General features: G+C 43.9%; 24 protein-coding genes and 1 pseudogene. 14 read left to right on the forward strand and 11 right to left on the reverse strand.

Going from position 1 to position 22,265, the window contains the following annotated elements:
* Positions 1-74: 74 nt before the first annotated feature.
* Positions 75-581, reverse strand: a complete 507-nt coding sequence (lepB, locus tag BFW96_RS07305; protein WP_069839062.1) for a signal peptidase I — start codon at positions 579-581, stop codon at positions 75-77.
* 1 nt (position 582) lies between these two features.
* On the reverse strand, positions 583-1,206 hold the full coding sequence (locus BFW96_RS07310; RefSeq protein WP_014663448.1) for a TVP38/TMEM64 family protein: 624 nt from the start codon (positions 1,204-1,206) through the stop codon (positions 583-585).
* A gap of 151 nt (positions 1,207-1,357) precedes the next feature.
* On the opposite strand from BFW96_RS07310, the gene BFW96_RS07315 reads away from it, so the two are divergent.
* The 3 genes from BFW96_RS07315 to BFW96_RS07325 all read left to right on the forward strand — a co-directional run bounded on the left by BFW96_RS07315 (position 1,358) and on the right by BFW96_RS07325 (position 3,596).
* Positions 1,358-1,720, forward strand: a complete 363-nt coding sequence (locus BFW96_RS07315; protein ID WP_069839063.1) for a YhjD family protein — start codon at positions 1,358-1,360, stop codon at positions 1,718-1,720.
* 209 nt (positions 1,721-1,929) lie between these two features.
* Entirely contained in the window at positions 1,930-2,130 is a 201-nt protein-coding gene (locus BFW96_RS07320; RefSeq protein WP_003224377.1) for a DUF3311 domain-containing protein, read from the forward strand.
* A complete protein-coding gene (locus tag BFW96_RS07325; protein WP_069839064.1) occupies positions 2,127-3,596 on the forward strand; it encodes a sodium:solute symporter family protein in 1,470 nt (489 codons plus the stop codon). Before BFW96_RS07320 ends, BFW96_RS07325 begins: the two co-directional genes overlap by 4 nt.
* Positions 3,597-3,639: 43 nt before the next feature.
* On the opposite strand, the gene BFW96_RS07330 is transcribed toward BFW96_RS07325, so the two are convergent.
* On the reverse strand, positions 3,640-3,909 hold the full coding sequence (locus BFW96_RS07330) for an excalibur calcium-binding domain-containing protein (RefSeq protein WP_014663444.1): 270 nt from the start codon (positions 3,907-3,909) through the stop codon (positions 3,640-3,642).
* A gap of 215 nt (positions 3,910-4,124) precedes the next feature.
* Here BFW96_RS07330 and BFW96_RS07335 point away from each other — a divergent pair, with 215 nt between their 5' ends.
* Positions 4,125-5,024: an SDR family oxidoreductase gene (locus BFW96_RS07335; protein ID WP_069839065.1), complete on the forward strand. Its 900-nt coding sequence runs from the start codon at positions 4,125-4,127 to the stop codon at positions 5,022-5,024.
* A gap of 210 nt (positions 5,025-5,234) precedes the next feature.
* Here the strand turns inward: BFW96_RS07335 and BFW96_RS21835 are convergent, their stop codons facing one another.
* The 3 genes from BFW96_RS21835 to comK form a co-directional block, all read right to left on the reverse strand.
* Entirely contained in the window at positions 5,235-5,765 is a 531-nt protein-coding gene (locus BFW96_RS21835) for a hypothetical protein (RefSeq protein WP_231560775.1), read from the reverse strand.
* A gap of 28 nt (positions 5,766-5,793) precedes the next feature.
* Positions 5,794-6,798, reverse strand: a complete 1,005-nt coding sequence (locus BFW96_RS07345) for a hypothetical protein (RefSeq protein ID WP_040083523.1) — start codon at positions 6,796-6,798, stop codon at positions 5,794-5,796.
* A 267-nt stretch (positions 6,799-7,065) separates the two neighbouring features.
* On the reverse strand, positions 7,066-7,644 hold the full coding sequence (gene comK, locus BFW96_RS07350; RefSeq protein WP_014663442.1) for a competence transcription factor ComK: 579 nt from the start codon (positions 7,642-7,644) through the stop codon (positions 7,066-7,068).
* Between the two features lie 292 nt (positions 7,645-7,936).
* On the opposite strand from comK, the gene BFW96_RS07355 reads away from it, so the two are divergent.
* Positions 7,937-8,170 (forward strand): IDEAL domain-containing protein, encoded by a 234-nt coding sequence (locus tag BFW96_RS07355; protein WP_014663441.1) that lies wholly within the window; start codon positions 7,937-7,939, stop codon positions 8,168-8,170.
* A 26-nt stretch (positions 8,171-8,196) separates the two neighbouring features.
* Here the strand turns inward: BFW96_RS07355 and BFW96_RS07360 are convergent, their stop codons facing one another.
* Positions 8,197-9,054, reverse strand: coding sequence for an SDR family oxidoreductase (locus BFW96_RS07360; RefSeq protein ID WP_069839067.1), 858 nt, complete (start codon positions 9,052-9,054; stop codon positions 8,197-8,199).
* Positions 9,055-9,165: 111 nt separating this feature from the next.
* Between BFW96_RS07360 and BFW96_RS07365 the strand changes: the two genes are divergently transcribed.
* The 7 genes and pseudogenes from BFW96_RS07365 (at position 9,166) to phoE (ending at position 16,016) form a co-directional block, all read left to right on the forward strand.
* Positions 9,166-10,695, forward strand: coding sequence for an FAD-dependent oxidoreductase (locus BFW96_RS07365; protein ID WP_069839068.1), 1,530 nt, complete (start codon positions 9,166-9,168; stop codon positions 10,693-10,695).
* A 54-nt stretch (positions 10,696-10,749) separates the two neighbouring features.
* Positions 10,750-11,376, forward strand: a pseudogene (locus tag BFW96_RS22070) (protoglobin domain-containing protein); the annotation flags it as partial.
* A gap of 240 nt (positions 11,377-11,616) precedes the next feature.
* Positions 11,617-12,132 (forward strand): methyl-accepting chemotaxis protein, encoded by a 516-nt coding sequence (locus BFW96_RS22075; protein ID WP_326255844.1) that lies wholly within the window; start codon positions 11,617-11,619, stop codon positions 12,130-12,132.
* Positions 12,133-12,266: 134 nt separating this feature from the next.
* Positions 12,267-12,827, forward strand: a complete 561-nt coding sequence (locus BFW96_RS07375; protein ID WP_069839070.1) for a biotin transporter BioY — start codon at positions 12,267-12,269, stop codon at positions 12,825-12,827.
* Positions 12,828-12,833: 6 nt separating this feature from the next.
* Positions 12,834-14,273, forward strand: coding sequence for an acyl-CoA synthetase (locus BFW96_RS07380; RefSeq protein ID WP_069839071.1), 1,440 nt, complete (start codon positions 12,834-12,836; stop codon positions 14,271-14,273).
* Positions 14,270-15,364 carry an acetyl-CoA C-acyltransferase gene (locus BFW96_RS07385; RefSeq protein ID WP_069839072.1) on the forward strand — a complete coding sequence of 365 codons (1,095 nt, stop codon included), beginning with the start codon at positions 14,270-14,272 and terminating at the stop codon, positions 15,362-15,364. The genes BFW96_RS07380 and BFW96_RS07385 overlap by 4 nt, the downstream gene beginning before the upstream one ends.
* Before the next feature lie 70 nt (positions 15,365-15,434).
* Entirely contained in the window at positions 15,435-16,016 is a 582-nt protein-coding gene (gene phoE, locus BFW96_RS07390) for a phosphatase PhoE (RefSeq protein WP_069839073.1), read from the forward strand.
* A gap of 31 nt (positions 16,017-16,047) precedes the next feature.
* Here the strand turns inward: phoE and BFW96_RS07395 are convergent, their stop codons facing one another.
* The 3 genes from BFW96_RS07395 to BFW96_RS07405 all read right to left on the reverse strand — a co-directional run bounded on the left by BFW96_RS07395 (position 16,048) and on the right by BFW96_RS07405 (position 18,779).
* Positions 16,048-17,019 carry an ABC transporter substrate-binding protein gene (locus tag BFW96_RS07395; RefSeq protein ID WP_069839074.1) on the reverse strand — a complete coding sequence of 324 codons (972 nt, stop codon included), beginning with the start codon at positions 17,017-17,019 and terminating at the stop codon, positions 16,048-16,050.
* Between the two features lie 246 nt (positions 17,020-17,265).
* Positions 17,266-18,258, reverse strand: a complete 993-nt coding sequence (locus tag BFW96_RS07400) for an NADPH:quinone oxidoreductase family protein (RefSeq protein WP_069839075.1) — start codon at positions 18,256-18,258, stop codon at positions 17,266-17,268.
* A gap of 71 nt (positions 18,259-18,329) precedes the next feature.
* Complete coding sequence (locus BFW96_RS07405) at positions 18,330-18,779, reverse strand: GNAT family N-acetyltransferase (RefSeq protein WP_069839076.1); 450 nt, start codon at positions 18,777-18,779, stop codon at positions 18,330-18,332.
* Between the two features lie 441 nt (positions 18,780-19,220).
* On the opposite strand from BFW96_RS07405, the gene aprE reads away from it, so the two are divergent.
* Positions 19,221-20,366: a subtilisin AprE gene (aprE, locus tag BFW96_RS07410; protein ID WP_069839077.1), complete on the forward strand. Its 1,146-nt coding sequence runs from the start codon at positions 19,221-19,223 to the stop codon at positions 20,364-20,366.
* 38 nt (positions 20,367-20,404) lie between these two features.
* Here the strand turns inward: aprE and BFW96_RS07415 are convergent, their stop codons facing one another.
* Complete coding sequence (locus tag BFW96_RS07415; protein WP_069839078.1) at positions 20,405-21,697, reverse strand: M48 family metallopeptidase; 1,293 nt, start codon at positions 21,695-21,697, stop codon at positions 20,405-20,407.
* Between the two features lie 148 nt (positions 21,698-21,845).
* On the opposite strand from BFW96_RS07415, the gene BFW96_RS07420 reads away from it, so the two are divergent.
* A complete protein-coding gene (locus BFW96_RS07420; protein WP_014663427.1) occupies positions 21,846-22,241 on the forward strand; it encodes a YhfM domain-containing protein in 396 nt (131 codons plus the stop codon).
* Positions 22,242-22,265: the final 24 nt, after the last annotated feature.

Raw genomic sequence — 22,265 nt, forward strand, 5'->3', positions numbered from 1 at the left:
GCTCCTTACAAATTTTTCTTCAACACATTTTTCCAAACGGCATACAAAAAGACGCCTCTTCAATTAGCGTCTTTTTATTCGGCATCAGAAATCACACCGACAATATTTTTTTCTCTTATCGGACCAAAATGCCGACTGTCGAAGCTGTATATGCGATTATCTCCAACGACAAAATATTTTCCTTTCGGCACCTTGCTTGTTCCCGTCACATCTTTCATAGAAAAATCACCTGTTACATGGCTTCCGGCAGAAACGGATTTCAAATGCTTCAAAAATGGCTCAGCAACCTGCTTTCCGTTCACATACAGCTGATCATCTTGATATTTGATCGTTTCACCGGGCAAGCCGATCACCCGTTTAATCAGCACTTTATGATCAGGGCCTTTAAAAAGAACGATGTCAAAACGATGGATGGTTTTAAATCGATGTGAAAATTTATTGACCAACAATTCGTTCCCTTCCTGAAACGTCGGGTTCATACTGACACCTTCTACCTTGTAATCAATAAAGACGGCATTTTTAACCTGAATGGCGAGAACGACGGACACTACACCGGCAAGAAACAAAAACCGTTTTTTCATGTTACTGTCTCCCTCCATCATGCTCACGCTGACTGGCTCTTACATGCAGATGCCGCTCCACCTTTTTGCCGACATACCATAAGACAGTGATCACCAATACGGCGATGACCGTTCGAATCGGCTGTGTAATCAGCGCGTGCAGATCATATCCGATGAAGCTGATCATAAAAATCATGACAAGCTTCCCTGAGGCTGCCGCCAAAATAAACGGCCGCGTTCCGATCCTTGACAAACCGGCAACAACATTCACCGCGGCTGACGGTGTAAATGGAAAACAAAGCAGAAGAAACATGGGGCCGAAGCCGTGTCTTTCCACCCATAACATCAGCTTTCTGACAGACGGATGACTGCGGATAAATCCAAGCAATTTTCTCTGTCCGTATTGACGGACGATCAAAAATACGAGAATGGAACCAGCAGTTGATCCCGCCCAGGACAGGATGAATCCTTCCCATAAGCCAAACGAGTTCGTATTCGCCACCACAAACACGATCAGCGGCAAAAACGGGAGAAACGCTTCAATTAAAGGCAGCAGCACAGCTATGAGCGGACCGAAAGCCCTATAGCTTTGAAATAATTCAGTTAAATGTTCTTGTGTCAAATAGGATAAAAAATGCTCCAACATTTATACTCCTTACCGGGTTTGTCTATCCTTATTCTACACATTATCAGCAGAAAACTAAAAAGTTTTGGTGTTTTTTTCTGTCTTGAAACATTTCACCAGCCGATATAGAATACAAATAGAACAAACGTTCCCTTAGAAAGAAGGAGTCAACATGCCGAATCTGCAGGAGGAAATATACGATTTAATTGAACGTGCTCTCTTTTTGCCCATGGCCATTACGATTTTTAACCGTGATCTCGCCGCAATTGAAGAAAGCACATTAAAATTGAAGCATCCTTATAAACAGCTTATCAGCGAATCATTAAAAATAGCACAAAAGGATTTGATAGAGGTCAGAAAAGAACTGAGGAAGAGGAAAATTGCGATCCGCGAGATGGAACGCGATGAGGCGTTTACGCTCTATGTATTTGTCATGGACGGTTATGAAGAAAAGCACCGCTATTTTAATCCCCGAATCCGTGAGCAGGTCAGCGAATTATTAACATACTATCTATTTGCCCCGGACAGGACCTGAGCCTTTTGAATCATATTGTCCGTTCCCTCTTCGGGGTGATCCCGATCATAAATTTCAGACAATTCACACTATACAAACAAAATAAATTTATTTATAATTCGAACCACAGCCTTTCACCCCGAAATATGACATGTACTGCCATATCGACGACACCATTTTCAGTACGGCCGGGCTTGTACACCCCCAATCCTAATGAGAAGGAGGATTTTATGAAACTGATTCACGTTCTCGCCGCGTTGCCCTTTATCGGAATCTTACTCGGCATCCCTTTTGCAAATAAAGTGACCCCCTATGTGTTCGGCATGCCGTTTATCCTTGCCTATATTGTGATGTGGGCTCTTTTGACCTCTGCGCTGATGGCAATTGTGTATGTCCTCGACAAGGAAAATAAAAAGGAGGAAGCAGAATGAACGCAGCTCTCATCATCATTTTTGGCGTCCTGCTCTTGAGTATTTTTCTCGGTATACGCGCCCAAAAAGGAAAAGACATGAACCTGGAGCAGTGGACAGTCGGAGGACGCGGCTTCGGAACTGTGTTCGTCTTCCTTTTGATGGCAGGCGAAATTTACACTACTTTTACGTTTCTCGGCGGCAGCGGCTGGGCCTACGGAAAGGGCGGTCCAGCCTTTTATATCATCGCCTACGGATGCCTGGCCTACATCCTATCTTACTGGCTTCTTCCGGCAGTTTGGACGTACGCGAAACAGCATAAACTGATGTCGCAGTCTGATTTTTTCACAAAAAAATACAACAGTCCGCTGCTTGGCATTCTCGTTTCACTGGTCGGCATCGCCGCACTCATTCCCTATCTTGTACTGCAGCTGAAAGGCCTCGGGCTGATTGTATCGGAAACCTCGTACGGCAAAATCACCCCGACCGCCGCCATCTGGATCGGTGCCATTTCCATTACGGTTTATGTTATGGTTTCCGGCATTCACGGGTCAGCTTGGATATCGGTTGTGAAGGACATCATGATTCTGGTTGTCGTTCTGTTTTTAGGTGTGTATTTGCCAATTCATTACTACGGCGGATTTCAAGACATGTTTCAGCAGATTGAAACGGCAAAGCCTGGCTTTCTTACACTGCCCGAAACAGGACAAAGTACGGCGTGGTTCAGTTCAACCGTACTCTTGACAGCGCTCGGGTTTTACATGTGGCCTCACACGTTTTCCGCTTCGTATTCAGCTGAAAATCCAAAAGTCTTTCGCAAAAACGCCATCATCATGCCTTTGTACCAGCTGGTCCTGCTCTTCGTCCTTTTCGTTGGCTTCGCGGCTATCCTGCAAGTTCCAGATCTGAAAGGCGCAGACGGGGATCTATCGCTTTTGAGACTGTCCCTGCAAGCATTTGACCCATGGTTTGTCGGAATTATCGGTGCTGCCGGACTGCTGACAGCACTTGTGCCAGGCTCTATGATCTTAATGTCCGCCTCCACGCTGTTTGCAAAAAATGTGTACAAGGTAATCGCACCCCGCACGACAGAACAGCAAGTATCGACGCTTGCTAAGTTTTTAGTGCCGGTGATCGCGCTGATTTCGGTGTATTTTACCTTCAAAGGCGGGAATACCATCGTTACGCTGCTTTTGATGGGCTACAGCCTTGTCACACAGCTATTCCCCGCCCTTTTGTTCAGCCTGTTCAAGCATAATATGGTGACAAAGCAGGGAGCCTTCGCCGGCATTATGGCAGGTGTTGGAGCAGTTACTTATATTACAATGACGGAAACGACGATCGGCACTTTATTTCCGGCGCTGCCGCAAGCCGCAAAAGACTTGAATGTCGGCATCGTCGCCCTGCTTTTGAATATCACGGTCATGACGGCAGTCAGCCTTATGACAAGGAAGGCGAAAAGCGCTGCGGCCGATCAGGCGGCTTAAGCAATAGAAAAAGCAATCTGGACATCAGATTGCTTTTTCTTATTTACCGTTCACAGGCGATAAGATCTTTATCGCGGTCTTTCTTTTTATTGGCATCATAAAGGTCCTTAGAGACGTAAGGCTTGTACTTCGTTTTTCCGCCTTTATTTTTCACCTTCGATGTGCGGGCCACTCCGCCTTTGTATACTTTGTTTAACTCCTTGCAGTTCTTATAGACTTTCACCTTTGTTTTGGCTTCCGCCACATGGTCAGCTCCGTATGAAAAACCGAAAACGAGACCGAGTGACAGCAAAACCGCCGCCGCTTTTTTCATGCCAATTCACTCCCCCAACACCCAATATTTAGTTGATTTATAGCTCGAATTTATCATAATTCATATAGTCTTATTTGACAAGATAAATATGGAAGAAGAGTTTGTTTTTCTTGTTTTCTTTTTCCTTCACTATTCAAACTGCCAACACATGTTTTTCTCCACATGCTCAGGGGTACACATACGAATGTACACCAAACAAAAAAGGAGCGTTGATGATGTCTGATTCAAACCTTACGAATCCTATAAAAGCATTTTTTCATGATGAATTTCCTGAACAATATCAAGAGCCGCCAGGCCTGCAAAAGAACATGAAGCCTCTCCCTGATTGCGGAGAAAAAAGCTACAAGGGGTCAGGTAAACTAATCGGCCGAAAAGCGCTTGTCACCGGCGGCGATTCCGGCATCGGCCGCGCTGCCGCGATCGCTTACGCCAGAGAAGGCGCCGACGTGGCCATTAACTACTTGCCCGAGGAACAGCCAGATGCTGAAGAGGTAAAAGAACTCATAGAAGCAGAAGGTCGAAAAGCAGTGCTGATTCCCGGAGACTTGAGCGACGAATCCTTTTGCCAGGATCTGGTCAAACAGGCGCAGCAGGAGCTCGGAGAACTTGATGTGCTGGCGCTCGTTGCAGGCAAACAGCAAGCAGTCGAAAACATCGAAGATCTGCCTACTGAACAAATCTATAAAACATTTGAAGTGAACGTCTTCTCCCTTTACTGGGTTGTAAAAGCGGCGCTTCCGTATTTGCCGGAGGGAGCTTCAATTATCACAACTACCTCAGTTGAAGGCTACAATCCAAGCCCGATGCTGTTAGATTACGCAGCAACGAAAAACGCCATTATCGGCTTTACCATCGGACTGGGAAAACAGCTGGCTTCCAAAGGAATCAGAGTGAATTCAGTTGCGCCCGGACCCATTTGGACACCGCTGCAAATTTCCGGCGGACAGCCGACGGAAAACATCCCGAAATTCGGACAAGGCACGCCTCCAGCTCCATTAAACCGCGCTGGACAGCCAGCGGAATTGGCGGATGTTTATGTATTTTTAGCTTCAGAGAATTCAAGCTATGTAACATCTCAGGTATATGGCATCACCGGGGGAATTCCGACGGCTTAGGCTTAAACTATTCTAACTAAAATAAAGATATTGATTTGTTTTTATAAAATCTTTGAAGAGAAACGTATAGACACGACACACTGCCATTCACTTCATAATATCAACAAAGCAAATAAAAAAGCCAGTAACCTACAGGTTACTGGCCATTCTATTTGTGTCCAAGTTCAGTAGAGATCTCTTGTTCAAAAATCCTCCAACACCTACAATAAATTATTCATGTTTTTCATTCACAAGTATATTAAATAACAGTTTAAGATTTCTTATTGACACAAATAGTGTGGTTATTAGTGCATAAAACCAGATGGTGAGGGATATCCAAAAGTACCAATCTAAATTTAAGGTGTTATTAATTTTAATAACTGAAGTTAAAATTAGAATAATTAATCCAAAAAGTATAATTAAAAATTGAGAAACTATAGAAGCACTAAAAAATGTCATCATTATTTCAAAAAGTGTGACATTCTGATACTTCTTACTTTTCGTAACTCTTAAACGCTCCAGTAAAGTAGAACCTGCTGTAGCCAAAACAGATATACTCGCAACATTAAAACCAGCTAAAATAGCTATAAAAGTAAGTGACTGACTATTAATGTTTTTTATACCCTCAACAACCACCGTTGATTGAGGTTGCATTTTCACAATAAAAAATGTAATCGCTGTTGCTAGAAGAAAAGGAAATAAAAAATCAAATATCTTCTCTGATTTAGTTGAATATTTCAAATAATTAATTATTGTTTCCAAAGGGAAAATGTTCGCCTTGAAAAATAATTTAAGCTTCCTCACCACACTCTTTTACACTCTCCCTCCATAAAAGCTCCCTGTTTACCACAACAAAATGAATAGCCTTATATAATTTTTCACTCATGATTTTATTAAAATCATCTAATTGAACTTTAACCGAATATTTTTCTGATATTTTACTCAGATAAACTCTTTTATAATCCCCGTCTTGTTTCCCTATAACTTTAATATTACTAATTCCATCTACGGGCGCCTTTGTTCCTTTAGGCTTAATTTTACTTAGCCATGATTCAAAATTTTTCATTCCTTCAACTCCTCTTTTGTATTTACTTGATAAAGAAAGAGTCGCATAGTTCGCTTCAAATTCTAGAGCTTGTTTTTTTGTTTCTTGAAGAAGTTCGTTCTCAAAGGAAGTAGGCTTTTCAGTAGCTATTTCGACTTCTATTTTGTTAACAGCATCTAATTTTTTGACTTCCTCTAAAAAATCACCCCTTAGTAAAGTGCGTACAGCAATATCATAAAAGCCTTTTGTTTGCAGAAAGCCTTTACCTATAAAAGAAAAATAATCTTCCACTTTTGATCGATTTACTTTCATATCTCCTTGCAATAATAATAAACCGTCAGAGAGTCTGACATAAAAATAAACAAATTTTTCTTCACCTTCTCTTATTCCTTTATCATTTGGCCTACGAACTAAAGTATCTACATCTCTTAAATCTCCTACGTAACCATATTCTGCATATGCAAATCTTCCAACAATATAATCAAAATTCTCTTGGTCAGTTTTTCTTTTAGGTGGGTTCTCTTGAACACTTGATACCTTATTACTTACATGTTTAGGAAACCATTCATCTATTATCATAAACCAACCAGAATAAGTTTTTCTAATATCTAATGGATTTCTTTGTGACAATGAATTAAGTAACTCTATAAATACTTTAGAATCCCATTGATCACTTAAATACTCTTTTTCTTTTTTTGTTATTAATTTTTGAATATCGACTTGAAAAGCATGAAAAAATTTCTCTGCCATTAAAACCAAAACCTCCCTTTTCTTATTTTATCGGAAAAGGATGGAAGTTTTAAAGATGAATAGTTGTGATTTGATATTTAAAAACCCAAAATATTATTTATCTTTATTTATAGGTGGCGATAGTATGACAGCGTTATTTATTTCTAACCTTATAACAAGGTTAGAAATAAATAACGGGTTGCAGGTTCCGAGTTGCACAATATTTAAAATTAAATGTTAAAACCTCTTCTCATAGGAGGGACATATCACTCCAAATCATAAACTTATTTAATACCGCTCCCCGAGCTCACGCAAAATAAAATCATAAATCATCTTCGTCCGCTCTTCCTTCGGGTACAGCATAAATTCCTGCCTTTTCGGCACGCGGTGGTCGATTCTGTCCTGGAATTTGGTTCTGAGCCACGCTGTTCGGTATACCTGGTTCTCGAACGAATTATAGGAAATCGGCAGCTCCATCGTTTTCCCATTCGAAAACGTCACTTCCGTATCGTCGAATTCAGTCGCTTTGAATTCTTTTACATGCACATGGGAAATCCAGCCGCATTGAGGTCTTGTCGAAGAAAGTGTAGGGAATAAAAAGATTTGGTTCGAAGGGTCCACCATGATTGGCGGCTTGTGTGAAATTTTTGTCACTTCATAAGTTCCTGCTTTTCTTCCCGCATAGCTTGATCCAAAAAATCGGCAGCTTCTGTCGACAATTTGCAGCGGCTTCATGCTGACATAAAACACACAATCTTTTTCAATAATTTTAGAACAGATTTTGCCGTCTATTTCTTCTGGCAGCACGGCAATTGTTGCGCCGTTCACTTCATACGATTCTAAAGGTGCGTCTGTTTTCTGACTCATATTTTGGCCTCCATCCTTTTTCTGCAAAATTTATACTAATAATCTATCATCTGTTTTTATAAAACGACAGGTTTTTTTAACAATTAAGATAAAATCATCTTTTAATGATATTTAATGGTACTAAATGACTAGTAATAAACCGATTTTACTTTGATTAGACTTGCCGGTTTACGGCATTTTGCAGGATATGTCGATAGATTGCCAAGTATTAGTTGTCTAAAAATTATAAAAATTTATTGATTTTTTCGACCGTTATCCATATACTATAAAAAAGGCATTGGGGGGATTCTTTATGAAAGAGAAAAAATCGTACACTGAGCTCATGAAGTCCCGCAACACGCAAAAAACAAAAGAACTTGATGTCACAATGACGGATGTCTATATTCAAATGGTGCTCGATGAATCCTTGTATAAGCGTCGGCTGGCCATGCTGACGGACCAAATCAACAAAGCCTTGGACGAAAAAGATAAAGATGCGTTTCTGACGCTCTCTAAAGAATATGCAACGCTCAAGCAGAGCGAATAAGCCAATCCTTAAGGATTGGCTTTTTATTATCCATTCACAATGGTTCCGCCATTGACGTGAATCGTCTGTCCTGTGACATATGTGGAATCGTCGCTGGCTAGGTATAAATAGCTTGGCGCCACTTCGACCGGCTGTCCCGGACGCTCCATCGGCACGTCTGAACCAAACACTTCCACTTCTTTTGCGGCAAAGCTGGCCGGGATAAGCGGTGTCCAAATGGGACCCGGTGCCACCGCATTGACCCGTATGCCCTGCTGAACAAGCGACTGGGAAAGGGATCTTGTAAACGTGACGATCGCTCCTTTTGTCGCTGAATAATCGATCAGCGTTTTATTGCCTTTATAGGCGGTAATTGAAGCGGTATTAATGATAGAGCTCCCTTTTTTTAAATGAGGCAGCACTGCCTTTGTTAAGTAAAACATGGAAAAAATGTTTGTTTGGAAGGTTCTGAGCAGCTGGTGGCTGGTGATTTTTTCAATGCTGGGCTGGACATGCTGCTCAGCTGCATTGTTAACCAATATATCAATGGATGGAAACGCTTGGCTTGCCCGCCCGACTACATCATTGCAAAACGCTTCATCCCCGACATCTCCTGCAATCAGCAGGCATTTTCCCCCTTCCTTTTCTACATACTGCTTTGTTTCCTCGGCGTCCTGATGTTCATTCAAATATACAATGACCACATTAGCCCCTTCTTTTGCGAATAACACCGATACAGCGCGTCCAATTCCGCTGTCTCCTCCAGTAATAATAGCGGTTTTGCCCTCTAATTTTTTCGCTTTCTTCGGCTTATCAAAAACCGGACGCGGGTCCATGAGATATTCAAAACCAGGCTGCTGGTTCTGGTGCTGGGGCGGTAAAGTTTTCTTTTTTTGATTCGCCAATGAAATCACTCCTTTTCAACCTTATTATGTTATGAACAATGCCTGCTTCCTATGTATGAAAAGATAGAATATGGAAAAATTAAGAATAAATCTGATTGGAGGTATAACGGCTTGGCTAATCAACATTTTGCAAAGGAAGCACCTGAAACATACTGGAAAACATCAACTGACCTGCCTTCTTTTCCTGCGCTTCAAGAGGAAACTGAATGTGACGTCACCATTATCGGAGGCGGGATTACAGGAATTACAACGGCATATGAACTTACGAAGAGAGGCTTCCGTGTTGTCTTGATTGAAGCAAATCAGGTTCTCAACGGAACCACTGCCCACACAACGGCTAAAGTTACCGCACAGCATGACATGATATACGACGAATTTATCCGCAATTTCGGATTAAACCATGCGAGGCTTTATTATGAAGCAAACCAAAATGCAATTGATTACATAAAAGGGATTGTGGATGAACATCAAATTGACTGTGAATGGATTGAGCAAGACGCATATCTTTACACAGCAAATGAAAACGCTGTTCAAAAAATCCGCACTGAGCATGAGGCATACACAAAACTCGGAATTGAAAGAGACCTTATCAAGGATCTTCCGATTCCCGTAGGTTCTAAGCTGGCGCTTGTCATGAAGAATCAAGCTCAATTTCATCCGCTGCAATACTTAAAAGCGCTTCTGGAGCAAATTGTTCAAAAAGGCGGCCGAATTTATGAAGAGACCGTTGCGCTTGATATCAAAAAAGGCGAAAGGTCCGAAGTGATAACAAAAAGCCGGCACGCCATTAAGAGCCGCTTTGTCATATGCTGTTCCCACTTCCCTTTTTATGACGGAGGCGGATTATATGCTGCGAGAATGTATTCTGACAGATCTTATGTCCTCGCCATCAAGCCGAAGATCGAGTATCCCGAGGGCATGTATTTGAGTATCGATCAGCCGTCAGTGGCCCTTCGCTATACGGTTGCAAACGGTGAAAAGCTGATTCTCTTCAGCGGAGTAAGCCATAAAACAGGACAGGGAAAAGACATGTCCACACATTATGAAACACTGAGACAATTAGCCGAAAGCACCATCGGCATCGAAAGCATCCCATATTATTGGTCCACCCAAGATCTTGTGACGATCGACAAAATCCCGTTTATTGGGCCGATGTCGGAAAATGAGGACAATATTCTAGTAGCGACCGGGTTCAAAAAATGGGGCATGACGTCATCGGGGGTCGCAGCCACTTTATTATCGGACCTTGTAGAGAAAAAAGATAATCCTTACGAAAGCATTTTCACCCCGTCCCGGTTCCATCTGAATCCCGGTTTGCAGAAAGTGATTTCCTACAATGCCGATGTCGCCAAGCATTTAATTAAAGGAAAGCTTGAAAAGCCTGATGTCCAATTTGAAGACATTGCGCCAGGAGAAGGAAAAGCTGTCACCATAAACGGCAGGCGGGCGGGCGCATTTCGGGATGAGACAGGCTGCCTCCATCTCGTTGATACAACCTGTACCCATTTAGGCTGTGAGGTCGAGTGGAACGACAGCGAGCATACGTGGGATTGTCCGTGCCACGGATCACGCTTTAAGCCTTCTGGCGAAGTTGTAGAGGGTCCGGCCATTAAACCATTAAAGCAAATAGATCTCGATTAAACCGTTCATTTTAATGAACGGTTTTTCAAATATTTTTCATCTGCAGCTTCATTCATGTTTCCCTTGGCCGATAAAAAAGTAAAAGGCTTAAAAAGCCAAAAAGTAAAAATTATATTTTTCCCAAGGGGGATCATTGTATTGTTATTTAAAAAAGAGAGAAAACAAGAAACTGCTTACTTTTCTGATTCAAATGGACAGCAAAAAAACCGCATCCAGCTCACAAACAAACATGAAGATGTCAAAAAACAGCTCAAAATGGTCAGGCTGGGAGATGCTGAGCTTTACGTGTTGGAGCAGCTTCAGCCATTAATTCAAGAAAATATCGTATTTATCGTCGATGCGTTTTATAAAAACCTTGACCATGAAAGCTCATTGATGGATATCATTAATGATCACAGCTCAGTTGACCGTTTAAAACAAACGTTAAAACGGCATATTCAGGAAATGTTTGCAGGCGTTATCGATGATGAATTCATTGAAAAGCGAAACCGAATCGCCTCCATCCATTTAAAAATCGGCCTTCTGCCAAAATGGTATATGGGCGCGTTTCAAGAACTTCTTTTGTCAATAATTGACATTTACGAAACATCTATTATAAATCAGCAAGAACTGCTGAAAGCCATTAAAGCGACAACAAAAATCTTGAATTTAGAACAGCAGCTTGTCCTTGAAGCATTTCAAAGCGAGTACAGCCAGACCCGTGATGAACAAGAAGAAAAGAAAAACCTTCTTCATCAGAAAATTCAAGAAACCTCTGGATCGATTGCCAATCTGTTTTCAGAAACAAGCAGATCCGTTCAAGAGCTTGTGGACAAATCTGAAGGCATTTCTCAAGCATCCAAAGCCGGCACAGTGACATCCAGCACTGTTGAAGAAAAGTCGATCGGCGGGAAAAAAGAGCTTGAAGTCCAGCAAAAACAGATGAACAAAATTGACACAAGCCTTGTCCAAATCGAAAAAGAAATGGTCAAGCTGGATGAAATCGCGCAGCAAATTGAAAAAATCTTCGGCATCGTCACAGGCATAGCTGAACAAACAAACCTTCTCTCGCTCAATGCCTCCATTGAATCCGCCCGCGCCGGAGAACACGGCAAAGGCTTTGCTGTCGTGGCAAATGAAGTGCGGAAGCTTTCTGAGGACACGAAAAAAACCGTCTCTACTGTGTCTGAGCTTGTGAATAATACGAATACACAAATCAACATTGTATCGAAGCATATCAAGGACGTGAATGAGCTAGTCAGCGAAAGTAAAGAAAAAATGACGCAAATTAACCGCTTATTCGATGAAATCGTCCACAGCATGAAAATCAGCAAAGAGCAATCAGGCAAAATCGACGTCGATCTGCAGGCCTTTCTTGGAGGGCTTCAGGAAGTCAGCCGCGCCGTTTCCCATGTGGCCGCTTCCGTTGATTCGCTTGTCATTCTGACAGAAGAATAACCATCAAAAACCGGCCTGCCATACGGCCGGTTTTTCTGCGTTCATAATGTAAACTTAATTTAAAAATAAGTTGACATAATAATAGCCTGCATTTATTGTATAACCATATTTGATTACTGTTTGGAGGATTCACAATGCTGAAATTAATTGACATGATGCATATTGCTATTTTCACCGCACTGATGGCAGTGCTCGGCTTTATCCCCCCTCTCTTCTTATCCTTTACACCCGTTCCGATTACACTGCAAACGCTCGGTGTCATGCTGGCAGGCAGCATCCTCAAGCCAAAGTCTGCTTTCTTAAGCCAGCTTGTCTTTTTGCTCCTCATCGCCTTCGGAGCGCCGCTGTTGCCTGGCGGACGAGGTGGTTTTGGTGTGTTTTTCGGACCGAGCGCAGGTTTTTTGATCGCTTATCCACTCGCTTCATGGCTGATCAGTTTAGCCGCTAACAGACTGCGAAAGGTGACAGCAGTGCGTCTCTTTTTCACTCATATCGCATTCGGCATCATCTTTATTTATCTGCTTGGTATACCGGTACAAGCTTTTATGATGCATATTGATTTGTCACAGGCCGCCTTCATGAGTCTTGCATATGTGCCCGGTGATTTGATAAAAGCGGCTGTATCTGCATTCCTGGCAATAAAAATCACTCAAGCCTTGTCTCTTTCTGATACGATGTTTACAAAAGGAGGATGACACTGCATGACAATTACTCATACCTATTCATCTACTGCCGAAACATCGCCCGGCCGTGTAGCGATCCTAACTGAATCGGAGCAAATCACGTACCAAGATTGGGATCGGCTTGTCGCCCAAACCGCAAATTGGCTGCGGTCACAGCCAAGCATGCCGAATCGTGTGGCATTTTTGCTCCCAAATAGTCTGGCGTTTTTACAGCTGTTTGCCGGAGCCGCAGCGGCTGGATGCACGGCCATTCCCCTCGACACACGCTGGAGCCCGGCTGAATGTATGGAGAGGCTGTCCATAAGCAATGCGGATCTAGTGGTTACTTCAGCCTTTTACAAAAACAAACTGATACATAGCAAGACACCCGTTGTTTTGCTGGATAACTGTATGGCAAATATTGAAGAGGAATCCGCTGCTCCCTTACCTATCATTGACCCGGAGCACCCCTTTTACATGGGATTTACGTCAGGCTCGACAGGAAAACCAAAGGCCTTTACGCGCTCTCACCGCTCATGGATAGAGAGCTTTACCTGTACAGAAACAGATTTTTCGATCTCATCAGATGACACGGTATTGATTCCCGGAACGTTAATATCCTCTCACTTCTTATATGGGGCAGTCAGCACTTTATATCTCGGGGGAACGGTTTGTTTGCTGAAAAAGTTTTCTCCTGCCCAGACAAAGGAATGGCTGAACCGTGAAGCCGTCAGTGTTCTTTATACCGTACCGACAATGACAGACGCACTCACCCGGATTGAGGGCTTTCCCGAAAGCCCTCTCAAAATCATTTCATCCGGCGCAGACTGGCCGGCAGAATCCAAGAAGAAGCTTGCCGCTATATGGCCCCATCTCAGGCTGTACGATTTTTACGGCACTTCAGAGCTTAGTTTTGTGACGTTTTCTTCACCGGAAGACAGCAAGCGGAAGCCGCATTCAGCCGGCCGCCCTTTTCATAATGTCCAGATTGAAATCCGCGGCTCCAAAGGAGAACGCTGCCAGCCAGGAGAAATCGGAAAAATATTTGTCAAAAGCCCGATGCGGTTTTCCGGCTATGTGAACGGCAGCACACCAGATGAATGGATGACAGTGGATGATATGGGCTACGTTGATGAGGAAGGCTTTCTATACATATCAGGAAGAGAAAACGGGATGATCGTGTACGGAGGATTAAATATTTTCCCAGAAGAAGTTGAACGTGTGCTACTCTCCTGCCCAGAGGTTGAAAACGCGGCTGTCGTTGGAATGCCGGACGAGTATTGGGGAGAAATCGCTGTAGCTGTCATTCGTGGAAGCGCTAATGCCAGAAAGCTGAAAGCCTGGTGTAAACAGAAATTAGCCTCCTATAAAATCCCGAAAAAATGGGTGTTTGCAGACAGCTTGCCGGAAACGAGCAGCGGAAAAATTGCCCGTTCCAGAGTGAAGAAATGGCTGGAAGAGGGTGTACAGTATAAATGAATGCGGTTATTGTTGATGCAAAACGAACGATCTTCGGAAAACAAAATGGACTGCTGAAGCCTTTCCTGCCGGAGAATTTGGCGGCTCCCATCATCCGTTGTCTCAGCCGAAAGCTAGAGGATCAAATTGATGAGGTCATTCTAGGAAACGCTACCGGCAGAGGCGGCAACCTCGCCAGACTGTCAGCCCTTCAAGCCGGACTGCCTTTATCGGTTCCCGGGATGACAATTGACAGACAGTGCGGTTCAGGCCTTGAAGCCGTACGCTATGCCTGCAGCCTCATTCAAGCGGGAGCCGGCACGATGTATATTGCGGGCGGCTCAGAAAGCAGCAGCCAATCCCCTTTTTCAGAACGGGCCCGCTTTTCTCCAGATGCGATCGGCGATCCCGACATGGGCATTGCCGCAGAATATACGGCTGCACGCTATTCCATCAGTAGAAGCATGCAGGATGAGTACGCGCTTCTCAGCCATCAACGCAGCAGGAACGCGCATAATGAAGGATTTTACCGTGAAGAAATTGTTGCTCTCGGGGAATTGGAGACGGACGAAGCATTTTTGAAAACGCGGCCGATAAAAGCGATTATTCCCCGTGCAAAGCCGGTTTTCGACACCAGCTCCGGAACAGTCACAGCAGCCAACAGCAGTGGCATAGCAGACGGAGCAGCCGCTCTTTTAGTAATGGAAGAAGAAAAAGCGGCTGCCCTCGGACTTAAGCCTGTGCTTCGGTTTATCGGCAGCGCTGTCAGCGGTATTCACCCCAACTATCCGCCCGCGGCACCGGTTGATGCGATCCGTCAGCTCTTACATACACACGATGTAACACTTGATGATATCGATTTATTTGAAATCAATGAAGCCTTTGCCGTCAAAATTTGTGTCTGCTCGCAAGAACTCGGCATTCCCTTTTCAAAAATCAATGTGCGCGGCGGCGCATTAGCTCTTGGCCATCCATACGGTGCATCAGGTGCGGCTCTGGTAACCAGATTGTTTTATGAAGCGAAAAGACGGACAGACTGTCAATATGCGGTTGCAGCCATCGGAAGCGGCGGCGGAATCGGACTGGCTTTATTATTTAAAGTGCTTGCATAGGCTTTTTCATAGGATGCACGCTTTCGATTTAGTATAATAGCAATATGAATAAAGTCAGGAAGGGGATTTTATGACAGCCGTTTGTTTAGTAAGACATGGAGAAACCGATTGGAACCTGCAGCAAAAATGCCAAGGCAAAACCGATATCCCGCTAAACGCAACAGGTGAACGCCAAGCAAGAGAAACCGGAGAATATGTAAAGGACTTTTCTTGGGATATTATTGTGACGAGCCCGCTGAAAAGAGCGAAAAGAACCGCGGAAATTATTAATGAATATCTGCATCTTCCGATTGTCGAGATGGATGATTTTAAGGAACGAGATTACGGCGACGCGGAGGGCATGCCGCTGGAGGAACGGACAAAGCGCTATCCGGATAACATCTATCCGAATATGGAAACCTTAGAAGAACTCACTGACAGACTGATGGGCGGGTTGGCAAAAGTGAGCCAAGCGTATCCAGACAAGAAGGTGCTGATCGTGGCGCACGGTGCGGCAATTCACGCCCTGCTGACGGAAATATCCGGCGGTGACCCTGAGCTTAAAAGCACCCGCCTCGTCAACGCCTGCCTCAGCAACATTGAATTTGCAGAAGAAAAATGGCGGATTAAAGACTATAATATCAACAGCCACTTATCCGGCTTTATCAAATAAGAAAAAGACAGGCGTCAGCCTGTCTTTTCTTTTATTTCTTATCAGCCGGCATCTCTTTCTGAAGCTCGTCCAAAATGGCATTCGCCCCGTCTACACTGCGGCGCAGAGACCACACTGCACGGTCCATGTGGTATACATGCCCGTTTTTCACTGCCTTCAGCTTTTTCCAGAGGACATTCTTTTCGATCGGGCGTTTCCCGTCGGCGTCGAGGTCATCTGTTTTTCCTGTCATCAGGATGATCACATCCGGATCTGTTTTCAGCAGCTGCTCCAGTGTCATTTTCATATTCACGGAGTCGCCGCCATTGCTTGAATCGCTATTGCCTGACGTACTAATTGCATATCGATAGCCGACCTGTGTTAAAAGTCTTGATGTAAAGAAGTTTTCATCCCTGGCCATAATCGTATCATTTGTATTTCCGATCAAAAGCACTGACTGGCTGTTCGCGCTGATTTTCTGCTTTGTCTCGCTAAGCTTTTCTTCATGTGCCGTCAGCTTTTTCTCCATTTCCTTCTCCTTGCCGACTGCTTTTGCAATCGTAAGGGAAGCGTCAATTGTATCCTGATAATCGGCATTTAAATTATTAAGCGCAATCGTCGGCGCGATTTTTTTCAGCTGATCGTACACCTTCTTATGTCGGGTCGTGTCAGCAATAATTAAATCGGGTTTTAATGAAGCGATTTTTTCCATGCTTGGCTGTGAGCGAGTGCCGACAGATGTGTAGCCGTCAATTTTCTTCAGCACATCCTTGTTGATCAGCTGCTTCGCTTTGTTGTCATCGGCAACCCCGACAGGCGTAATGCCGAGATCAAGCAGTGTGTCGATAAAACCAAGCTCAAGAACAACAACCCGCTTCGGATGCTCAGGCACATTCGTCTTTCCTAAATCATGTGTTATCGCCACTTTATGTTCTTTGCTGTTTTGATTGCCGCTTGAAGACGAGCAAGCAGCCGTTAAGACAGAAAGAAGTAAAACTGTAAGAATAATCAGTGTTTTTTTCATAGTTCCAGTCTCTCCTGTTAGCAGTTTCTATGATTAAAATGTCCAAGAGTAGTATAACACGGAATGAGAATCATTATCACCAATTATTTTTCAAATGAGAAAAGAAAGTTCCGCTTTCCAGGTAAATCTTGTTTCTTTCTTTAACATAGTGCAAACACGAAACGGATGATTGTTTTGGGGCACAGCTTAACACCCTGTCCACAAAAAAAGCTTGCAGAAACATACATTCCCTGCAAGCTGATCCTGTTAAAGCTTCACTATCACTCTTCCTTGAATGCGATTTTGCAAAATCTCTTTTAATGCACCAGGCGTTTCTTCCAATGATACTTCCCTATCCACAATGGTCAGCAGCTGATCAGGCTTGAGATCAGAAGCCATGCGCTCCCAAACAGCGGATCTGACGTCCATCGGACAGTATACTGAATCGATCCCGAGCAGGCTTACTCCGCGAAGAATAAAAGGATACACCGTTGCTGGAACTTCTCCTCCTCCGGTTAAGCCGCTCACCGCGACAGCTCCGCCATATTGAATTTTGCTTAAAAGCGAGGCAAGCTGTTTTCCCCCGACTGGATCAACCGCTCCCTGCCATTGCTGCTTGGACAGCGCCTTAAGCGTTCCGTCATAGACATCTTCCCTGCTGATTACTTCGCTTGCACCGAGCTGTTTCAAATAATCAGCCGCCTCCCGGTTTCCGGTGCTTGCCACCACATCATAGCCCCGCTTGTTCAGCATCGATACCGCAATTCCGCCGACACCGCCGGTTGCTCCTGTGACTAGCACACTGCCTTTTTCCGGAGACAGGCCGTTCTGTTCAAGCCGATGCACTGATAACGCCGCAGTAAACCCCGCCGTTCCGTACACCATCGCTTCTTTTAACGAAAGATTCTGTGGCAAAGGCACCAGCCAGTCACCGGGCACCGAAGCGTATTCACTTAATCCGCCATCACGGGAGACGCCGAGCTCATAGCTTGTCGCGATGACCTCATCCCCCTCTGCAAAACGCGGATCATTGGAAGAGACGACCGTACCCGCAGCATCAATGCCTAAAATAAGCGGATACTCTCTGACGATATTGCCTCCTGCTTTTCCGGCCAGACCATCTTTGTAATTAATGCCGGAATAAGCAACTTTAATCAGGACACCATCCTTCGGCAAATCCCCTGTTGATATGGTTTTCACTTGGACTGAAACATCATCGGCATTTTTTTCTGCCTGCAATGCTTGAAATAACGTTGACATTCGGCACACTCCTTTTCATTTATATCGTAACCGAAGAACGTTCCAAAAACCAAATCATCAAGCCGCCATTTTCACTTCGCCGGCACATTGAGATGATAGTGGACAAATGCGGTATCCTCTTCATAGCCGTTTTGCTCATACAAGCTTCTTGCCTTCCGGTTGTGGTGCTCAGTTTGAAGCGTTAAACTTTTTGCCCCGTTTTCCGCTGCATAATCCTTTGCGGCCAAAAGCAACTGGCCGCCGGCTCCCTTTGTTCGCGCATGAGGAGCAACAAATAAGTCATTTAATATGTAGATTCTTTTCATTGACACAGAAGAAAACGCGGGATAGAGCTGGGAAAAGCCTATGAGCTCTCCATTTTCTTCTGCTATCAAAATAATAGACTCGTGATTTTTCAAACGCGCTTTCAAAAAAGCCTCCGCCCCTTGCAAATCGGATGCCTGTCTATAAAATTCCCGATATTGGTTAAACAGCGGCGCGATGGCTGCCGCATCTGAAATCTTTGCTTGGCGAATGTTCATCCAGTTCTTCCTCCCTCTCAATCATTTTTTCATTCTATCCCTAATCAAATTTTTCTGTAAAGTTTATTTTTCAGAATACTTTTATCATCATGCATTGAAAAAATATCACGATAATATCCATTGTTCTCACGAAAGCATATGCAGGTCATTCGAACGAATTTTTTCGACAGGAATTTGCCGGGACTCAGGAGCATTTAACCTGAAAAAGCATGACATTTCGGCATAATGAACATTTACTCATGTCTATTTTCGTTTTTTTCTGTATGAAAATAGTTATTTCGAGTCTCTACGGAAATAGCGAGAGATGATATACCTAAATAGAGATAAAATCATCTCAAAAAAATGGGTCTACTAAAATATTATTCCATCTATTACAATAAATTCACAGAATAGTCTTTTTAGTAAGTCTACTCTGAATTTTTCAAAAGGAGAGGGTAAAGAGTGAGAAACAAAAAATTGTGGATCAGCTTGTTGTTTGCGTTAACGTTAATCTTTACGATGGCGTTCAGCAACATGTCTGCGCAGGCTGCCGGAAAAAGCAGTACAGAAAAGAAATACATTGTCGGATTTAAACAGACAATGAGTGCCATGAGCTCCGCCAAGAAAAAGGATGTTATTTCTGAGAAAGGCGGAAAAGTTCAAAAGCAGTTTAAGTATGTTAACGCAGCCACAGCAACATTGGATGAAAAAGCTGTAAAAGAATTAAAACAAGATCCGAGTGTTGCATATGTGGAAGAAGATCATATTGCACATGAATATGCGCAATCTGTTCCTTACGGCATTTCCCAAATTAAAGCGCCGGCTCTTCACTCTCAAGGCTACACAGGCTCTAACGTAAAAGTAGCTGTTATCGACAGCGGAATTGACTCTTCTCATCCTGACTTAAACGTCAGAGGCGGAGCAAGCTTCGTACCTTCTGAAACAAACCCATACCAGGACGGCAGTTCTCACGGTACGCACGTAGCCGGTACGATTGCCGCTCTTAATAACTCAATCGGTGTTCTCGGCGTAGCGCCAAGCGCATCATTATATGCGGTAAAAGTTCTTGATTCAACAGGAAGCGGCCAATACAGCTGGATCATCAACGGCATTGAATGGGCCATTTCCAACAATATGGATGTTATCAACATGAGCCTTGGCGGACCTTCTGGTTCTACAGCGCTGAAAACAGTTGTTGATAAAGCCGTTTCCAGCGGTATTGTGGTTGCTGCCGCAGCCGGAAACGAAGGCTCGTCCGGAAGCTCAAGCACAGTCGGCTATCCTGCGAAATATCCTTCTACCATCGCGGTAGGTGCGGTAAACAGCAGCAACCAAAGAGCTTCATTCTCCAGCGTAGGTTCTGAGCTTGATGTAATGGCTCCTGGCGTTTCCATCCAAAGCACACTTCCTGGAGGCACTTACGGCGCTTATAACGGAACGTCCATGGCGACTCCTCACGTTGCCGGAGCAGCAGCGTTAATTCTTTCTAAGCACCCGACTTGGACAAACGCGCAAATCCGTGATCGATTAGAAAGCACTGCAACATACCTTGGAAGCTCTTTCTACTATGGAAAAGGGTTAATCAACGTAGAAGCAGCTGCCCAATAATATCAAAAAGAAGCAGGTTCCTCCATACCTGCTTCTTTTTATTTGCCATTATCCTGTTCTGTGGCAGGATGTTCCGGCGTTTTCTCTTCTTTCTCCGCATGTTGAATCCGTTCCATGATCGAAGGGTGGCTGCCTCTGAAAATCTTCACAAGCACCGGAGGATCAACCTGGCTCAGCCCCGTCACGGCCAAATCCTGAAACGTTTTAACAGCGGCTTCTCTGTTCTCTGTCAACTCGATCCCATACTGGTCAGCCTTATTCTCCTGATAACGCGAGACAGCATTAGAAAAAGGCGAAATCGCAAAGCTCAAAACAGAAAACAAAAGCAATAACAGCGGAAGTGCCGCAAGATCATGCCGCCCTTCTAAATGAAACATGCTGCGCGTTAGGCGCACCGTCCGCTTGTATAGCTTATCAATGACATAAAATCCGGCGAGCGACACGAGCAAATAGCCAGCCAGGCCGATGTAAACGTGCTTCATGACATAGTGGCCCATTTCGTGGCCCATTATAAACAGAATCTCTGAATCGTCAAGTTTGTTCAGCGTCGTATCCCACAATACAATCCGTTTATTGGCCCCAATTCCCGTAACATAGGCATTCAGCGCATTTGTTTTTTCCGACATGTTCACTTCATATACATGATCAGCCGGAATATTGGCTTCTTCTGCCAGCTCTAAAATTTTGCTTTCAAGCTCTTTATTTTTCAGCGGATAAAAATCATTGTATAAAGGATCGATAATGACCGGCTGAATAAAAAACAGAAACAGCGAAAACGGCACTGTTAACAGCCAGGCGTATAACCACCATTTTTTTTCATGCCTTTTGATCAGCCAATAAAACACGAGAACGCAAAGCGCAAAGATTGGAAAGCTGATCCAAAAGCTGATAACCTGATCCTTAGCCCAGCTGGCCGTAGTCTGTGTGGAAATGTTGTAGTCAAGTGACACTTGATAGCCTATCCAATCTAAAGGCAGCGTCACCAATGTGGTAATCAGCGAAAGTACAAATACAAAACCAACGATCTGCAAAAACCGAAAAGGCACGGCCGCTTCCATCCATTTCTTGATTTTCTTTGAAACGCCGCTGACCAGCAAAACAAAAAACAGAAACCAATCAAGAGGTACCCCGATAAAAAATAAAAAATTCTTGATATTTGAATACTGCTCGGCCACCGCCAAATCAGACGGCTTCATGAAAGAAGCCGGATCAGCCTGCGTCCCTTTCACGGCTTCCGGTATTGCGGAATCACCGGACAGGAAGAAATACCAATAAAAAAACAGCCCGTACAGCACGTAAGCAAGCCCTGCTGCCGCAATCCATTTGCGCATAACACCTCACTCCTCACATCAACCCGTTACTTCTATTGTAATCATAAATTCAAATTCTTAGAACCAAGCTGTGTTCCGCACTTTTCCATCCATTTAAGCATGGAAAGCCCGATCACTGGGAAAACTAACAATGTTTGGAGTGATGCAAATGAAAAAAATAGTGGCAGCCATCGTGGTAATCGGTCTTGTGTTTATTGCATTTTTCTATCTTTACAGCCGGTCAGGCGATGTGTATCAATCGGTAGACGCGGATTTGATCACACTGTCTTCAAGCGGCCAGGAAGATATTAAGATTGAAAAAAGGCAGCACGTCAAAGATATGCTGGACATTATGAATCAGGGAAAACAGGTAAAGACAGAAAAAACATCAGCCCCTGATTACGAAGGGACAATCAAGTTTCATAAAGACCGGTACGACTCATTCAGGCTATGGATTGACGGCAGCCAGCAAGCCGTATTTTTGAAGGATGGCACATACTACAAATTAAGCAAAAACGATACAAAGGCGCTGCTAAACATTATGAAAAAAGAAGCAAAGGATTGAAAATGAAAAAGCGAAGCTAGCTGC

Source organism: Bacillus sp. F56 (genome assembly GCF_001748205.1).
GTDB lineage: Bacteria > Bacillota > Bacilli > Bacillales > Bacillaceae > Bacillus > Bacillus stercoris.

What these genes read in the sequence shown, in the direction of transcription:
- lepB (WP_069839062.1), bottom strand. Translation starts at nt 581, where the DNA reads ATGAAAAAACGGTTTTTGTTTCTTGCCGGTGTAGTGTCCGTCGTTCTC.
- BFW96_RS07310 (WP_014663448.1), bottom strand. Translation starts at nt 1,206, where the DNA reads ATGTTGGAGCATTTTTTATCCTATTTGACACAAGAACATTTAACTGAA.
- BFW96_RS07315 (WP_069839063.1), top strand. Translation starts at nt 1,358, where the DNA reads ATGCCGAATCTGCAGGAGGAAATATACGATTTAATTGAACGTGCTCTC.
- BFW96_RS07320 (WP_003224377.1), top strand. Translation starts at nt 1,930, where the DNA reads ATGAAACTGATTCACGTTCTCGCCGCGTTGCCCTTTATCGGAATCTTA.
- BFW96_RS07325 (WP_069839064.1), top strand. Translation starts at nt 2,127, where the DNA reads ATGAACGCAGCTCTCATCATCATTTTTGGCGTCCTGCTCTTGAGTATT.
- BFW96_RS07330 (WP_014663444.1), bottom strand. Translation starts at nt 3,909, where the DNA reads ATGAAAAAAGCGGCGGCGGTTTTGCTGTCACTCGGTCTCGTTTTCGGT.
- BFW96_RS07335 (WP_069839065.1), top strand. Translation starts at nt 4,125, where the DNA reads ATGTCTGATTCAAACCTTACGAATCCTATAAAAGCATTTTTTCATGAT.
- BFW96_RS07345 (WP_040083523.1), bottom strand. Translation starts at nt 6,798, where the DNA reads ATGGCAGAGAAATTTTTTCATGCTTTTCAAGTCGATATTCAAAAATTA.
- comK (WP_014663442.1), bottom strand. Translation starts at nt 7,644, where the DNA reads ATGAGTCAGAAAACAGACGCACCTTTAGAATCGTATGAAGTGAACGGC.
- BFW96_RS07355 (WP_014663441.1), top strand. Translation starts at nt 7,937, where the DNA reads ATGAAAGAGAAAAAATCGTACACTGAGCTCATGAAGTCCCGCAACACG.
- BFW96_RS22075 (WP_326255844.1), top strand. Translation starts at nt 11,617, where the DNA reads ATGAACAAAATTGACACAAGCCTTGTCCAAATCGAAAAAGAAATGGTC.
- BFW96_RS07375 (WP_069839070.1), top strand. Translation starts at nt 12,267, where the DNA reads ATGCTGAAATTAATTGACATGATGCATATTGCTATTTTCACCGCACTG.
- BFW96_RS07380 (WP_069839071.1), top strand. Translation starts at nt 12,834, where the DNA reads ATGACAATTACTCATACCTATTCATCTACTGCCGAAACATCGCCCGGC.
- BFW96_RS07385 (WP_069839072.1), top strand. Translation starts at nt 14,270, where the DNA reads ATGAATGCGGTTATTGTTGATGCAAAACGAACGATCTTCGGAAAACAA.
- phoE (WP_069839073.1), top strand. Translation starts at nt 15,435, where the DNA reads ATGACAGCCGTTTGTTTAGTAAGACATGGAGAAACCGATTGGAACCTG.
- BFW96_RS07395 (WP_069839074.1), bottom strand. Translation starts at nt 17,019, where the DNA reads ATGAAAAAAACACTGATTATTCTTACAGTTTTACTTCTTTCTGTCTTA.
- BFW96_RS07400 (WP_069839075.1), bottom strand. Translation starts at nt 18,258, where the DNA reads ATGTCAACGTTATTTCAAGCATTGCAGGCAGAAAAAAATGCCGATGAT.
- BFW96_RS07405 (WP_069839076.1), bottom strand. Translation starts at nt 18,779, where the DNA reads ATGAACATTCGCCAAGCAAAGATTTCAGATGCGGCAGCCATCGCGCCG.
- BFW96_RS07415 (WP_069839078.1), bottom strand. Translation starts at nt 21,697, where the DNA reads ATGCGCAAATGGATTGCGGCAGCAGGGCTTGCTTACGTGCTGTACGGG.
- BFW96_RS07420 (WP_014663427.1), top strand. Translation starts at nt 21,846, where the DNA reads ATGAAAAAAATAGTGGCAGCCATCGTGGTAATCGGTCTTGTGTTTATT.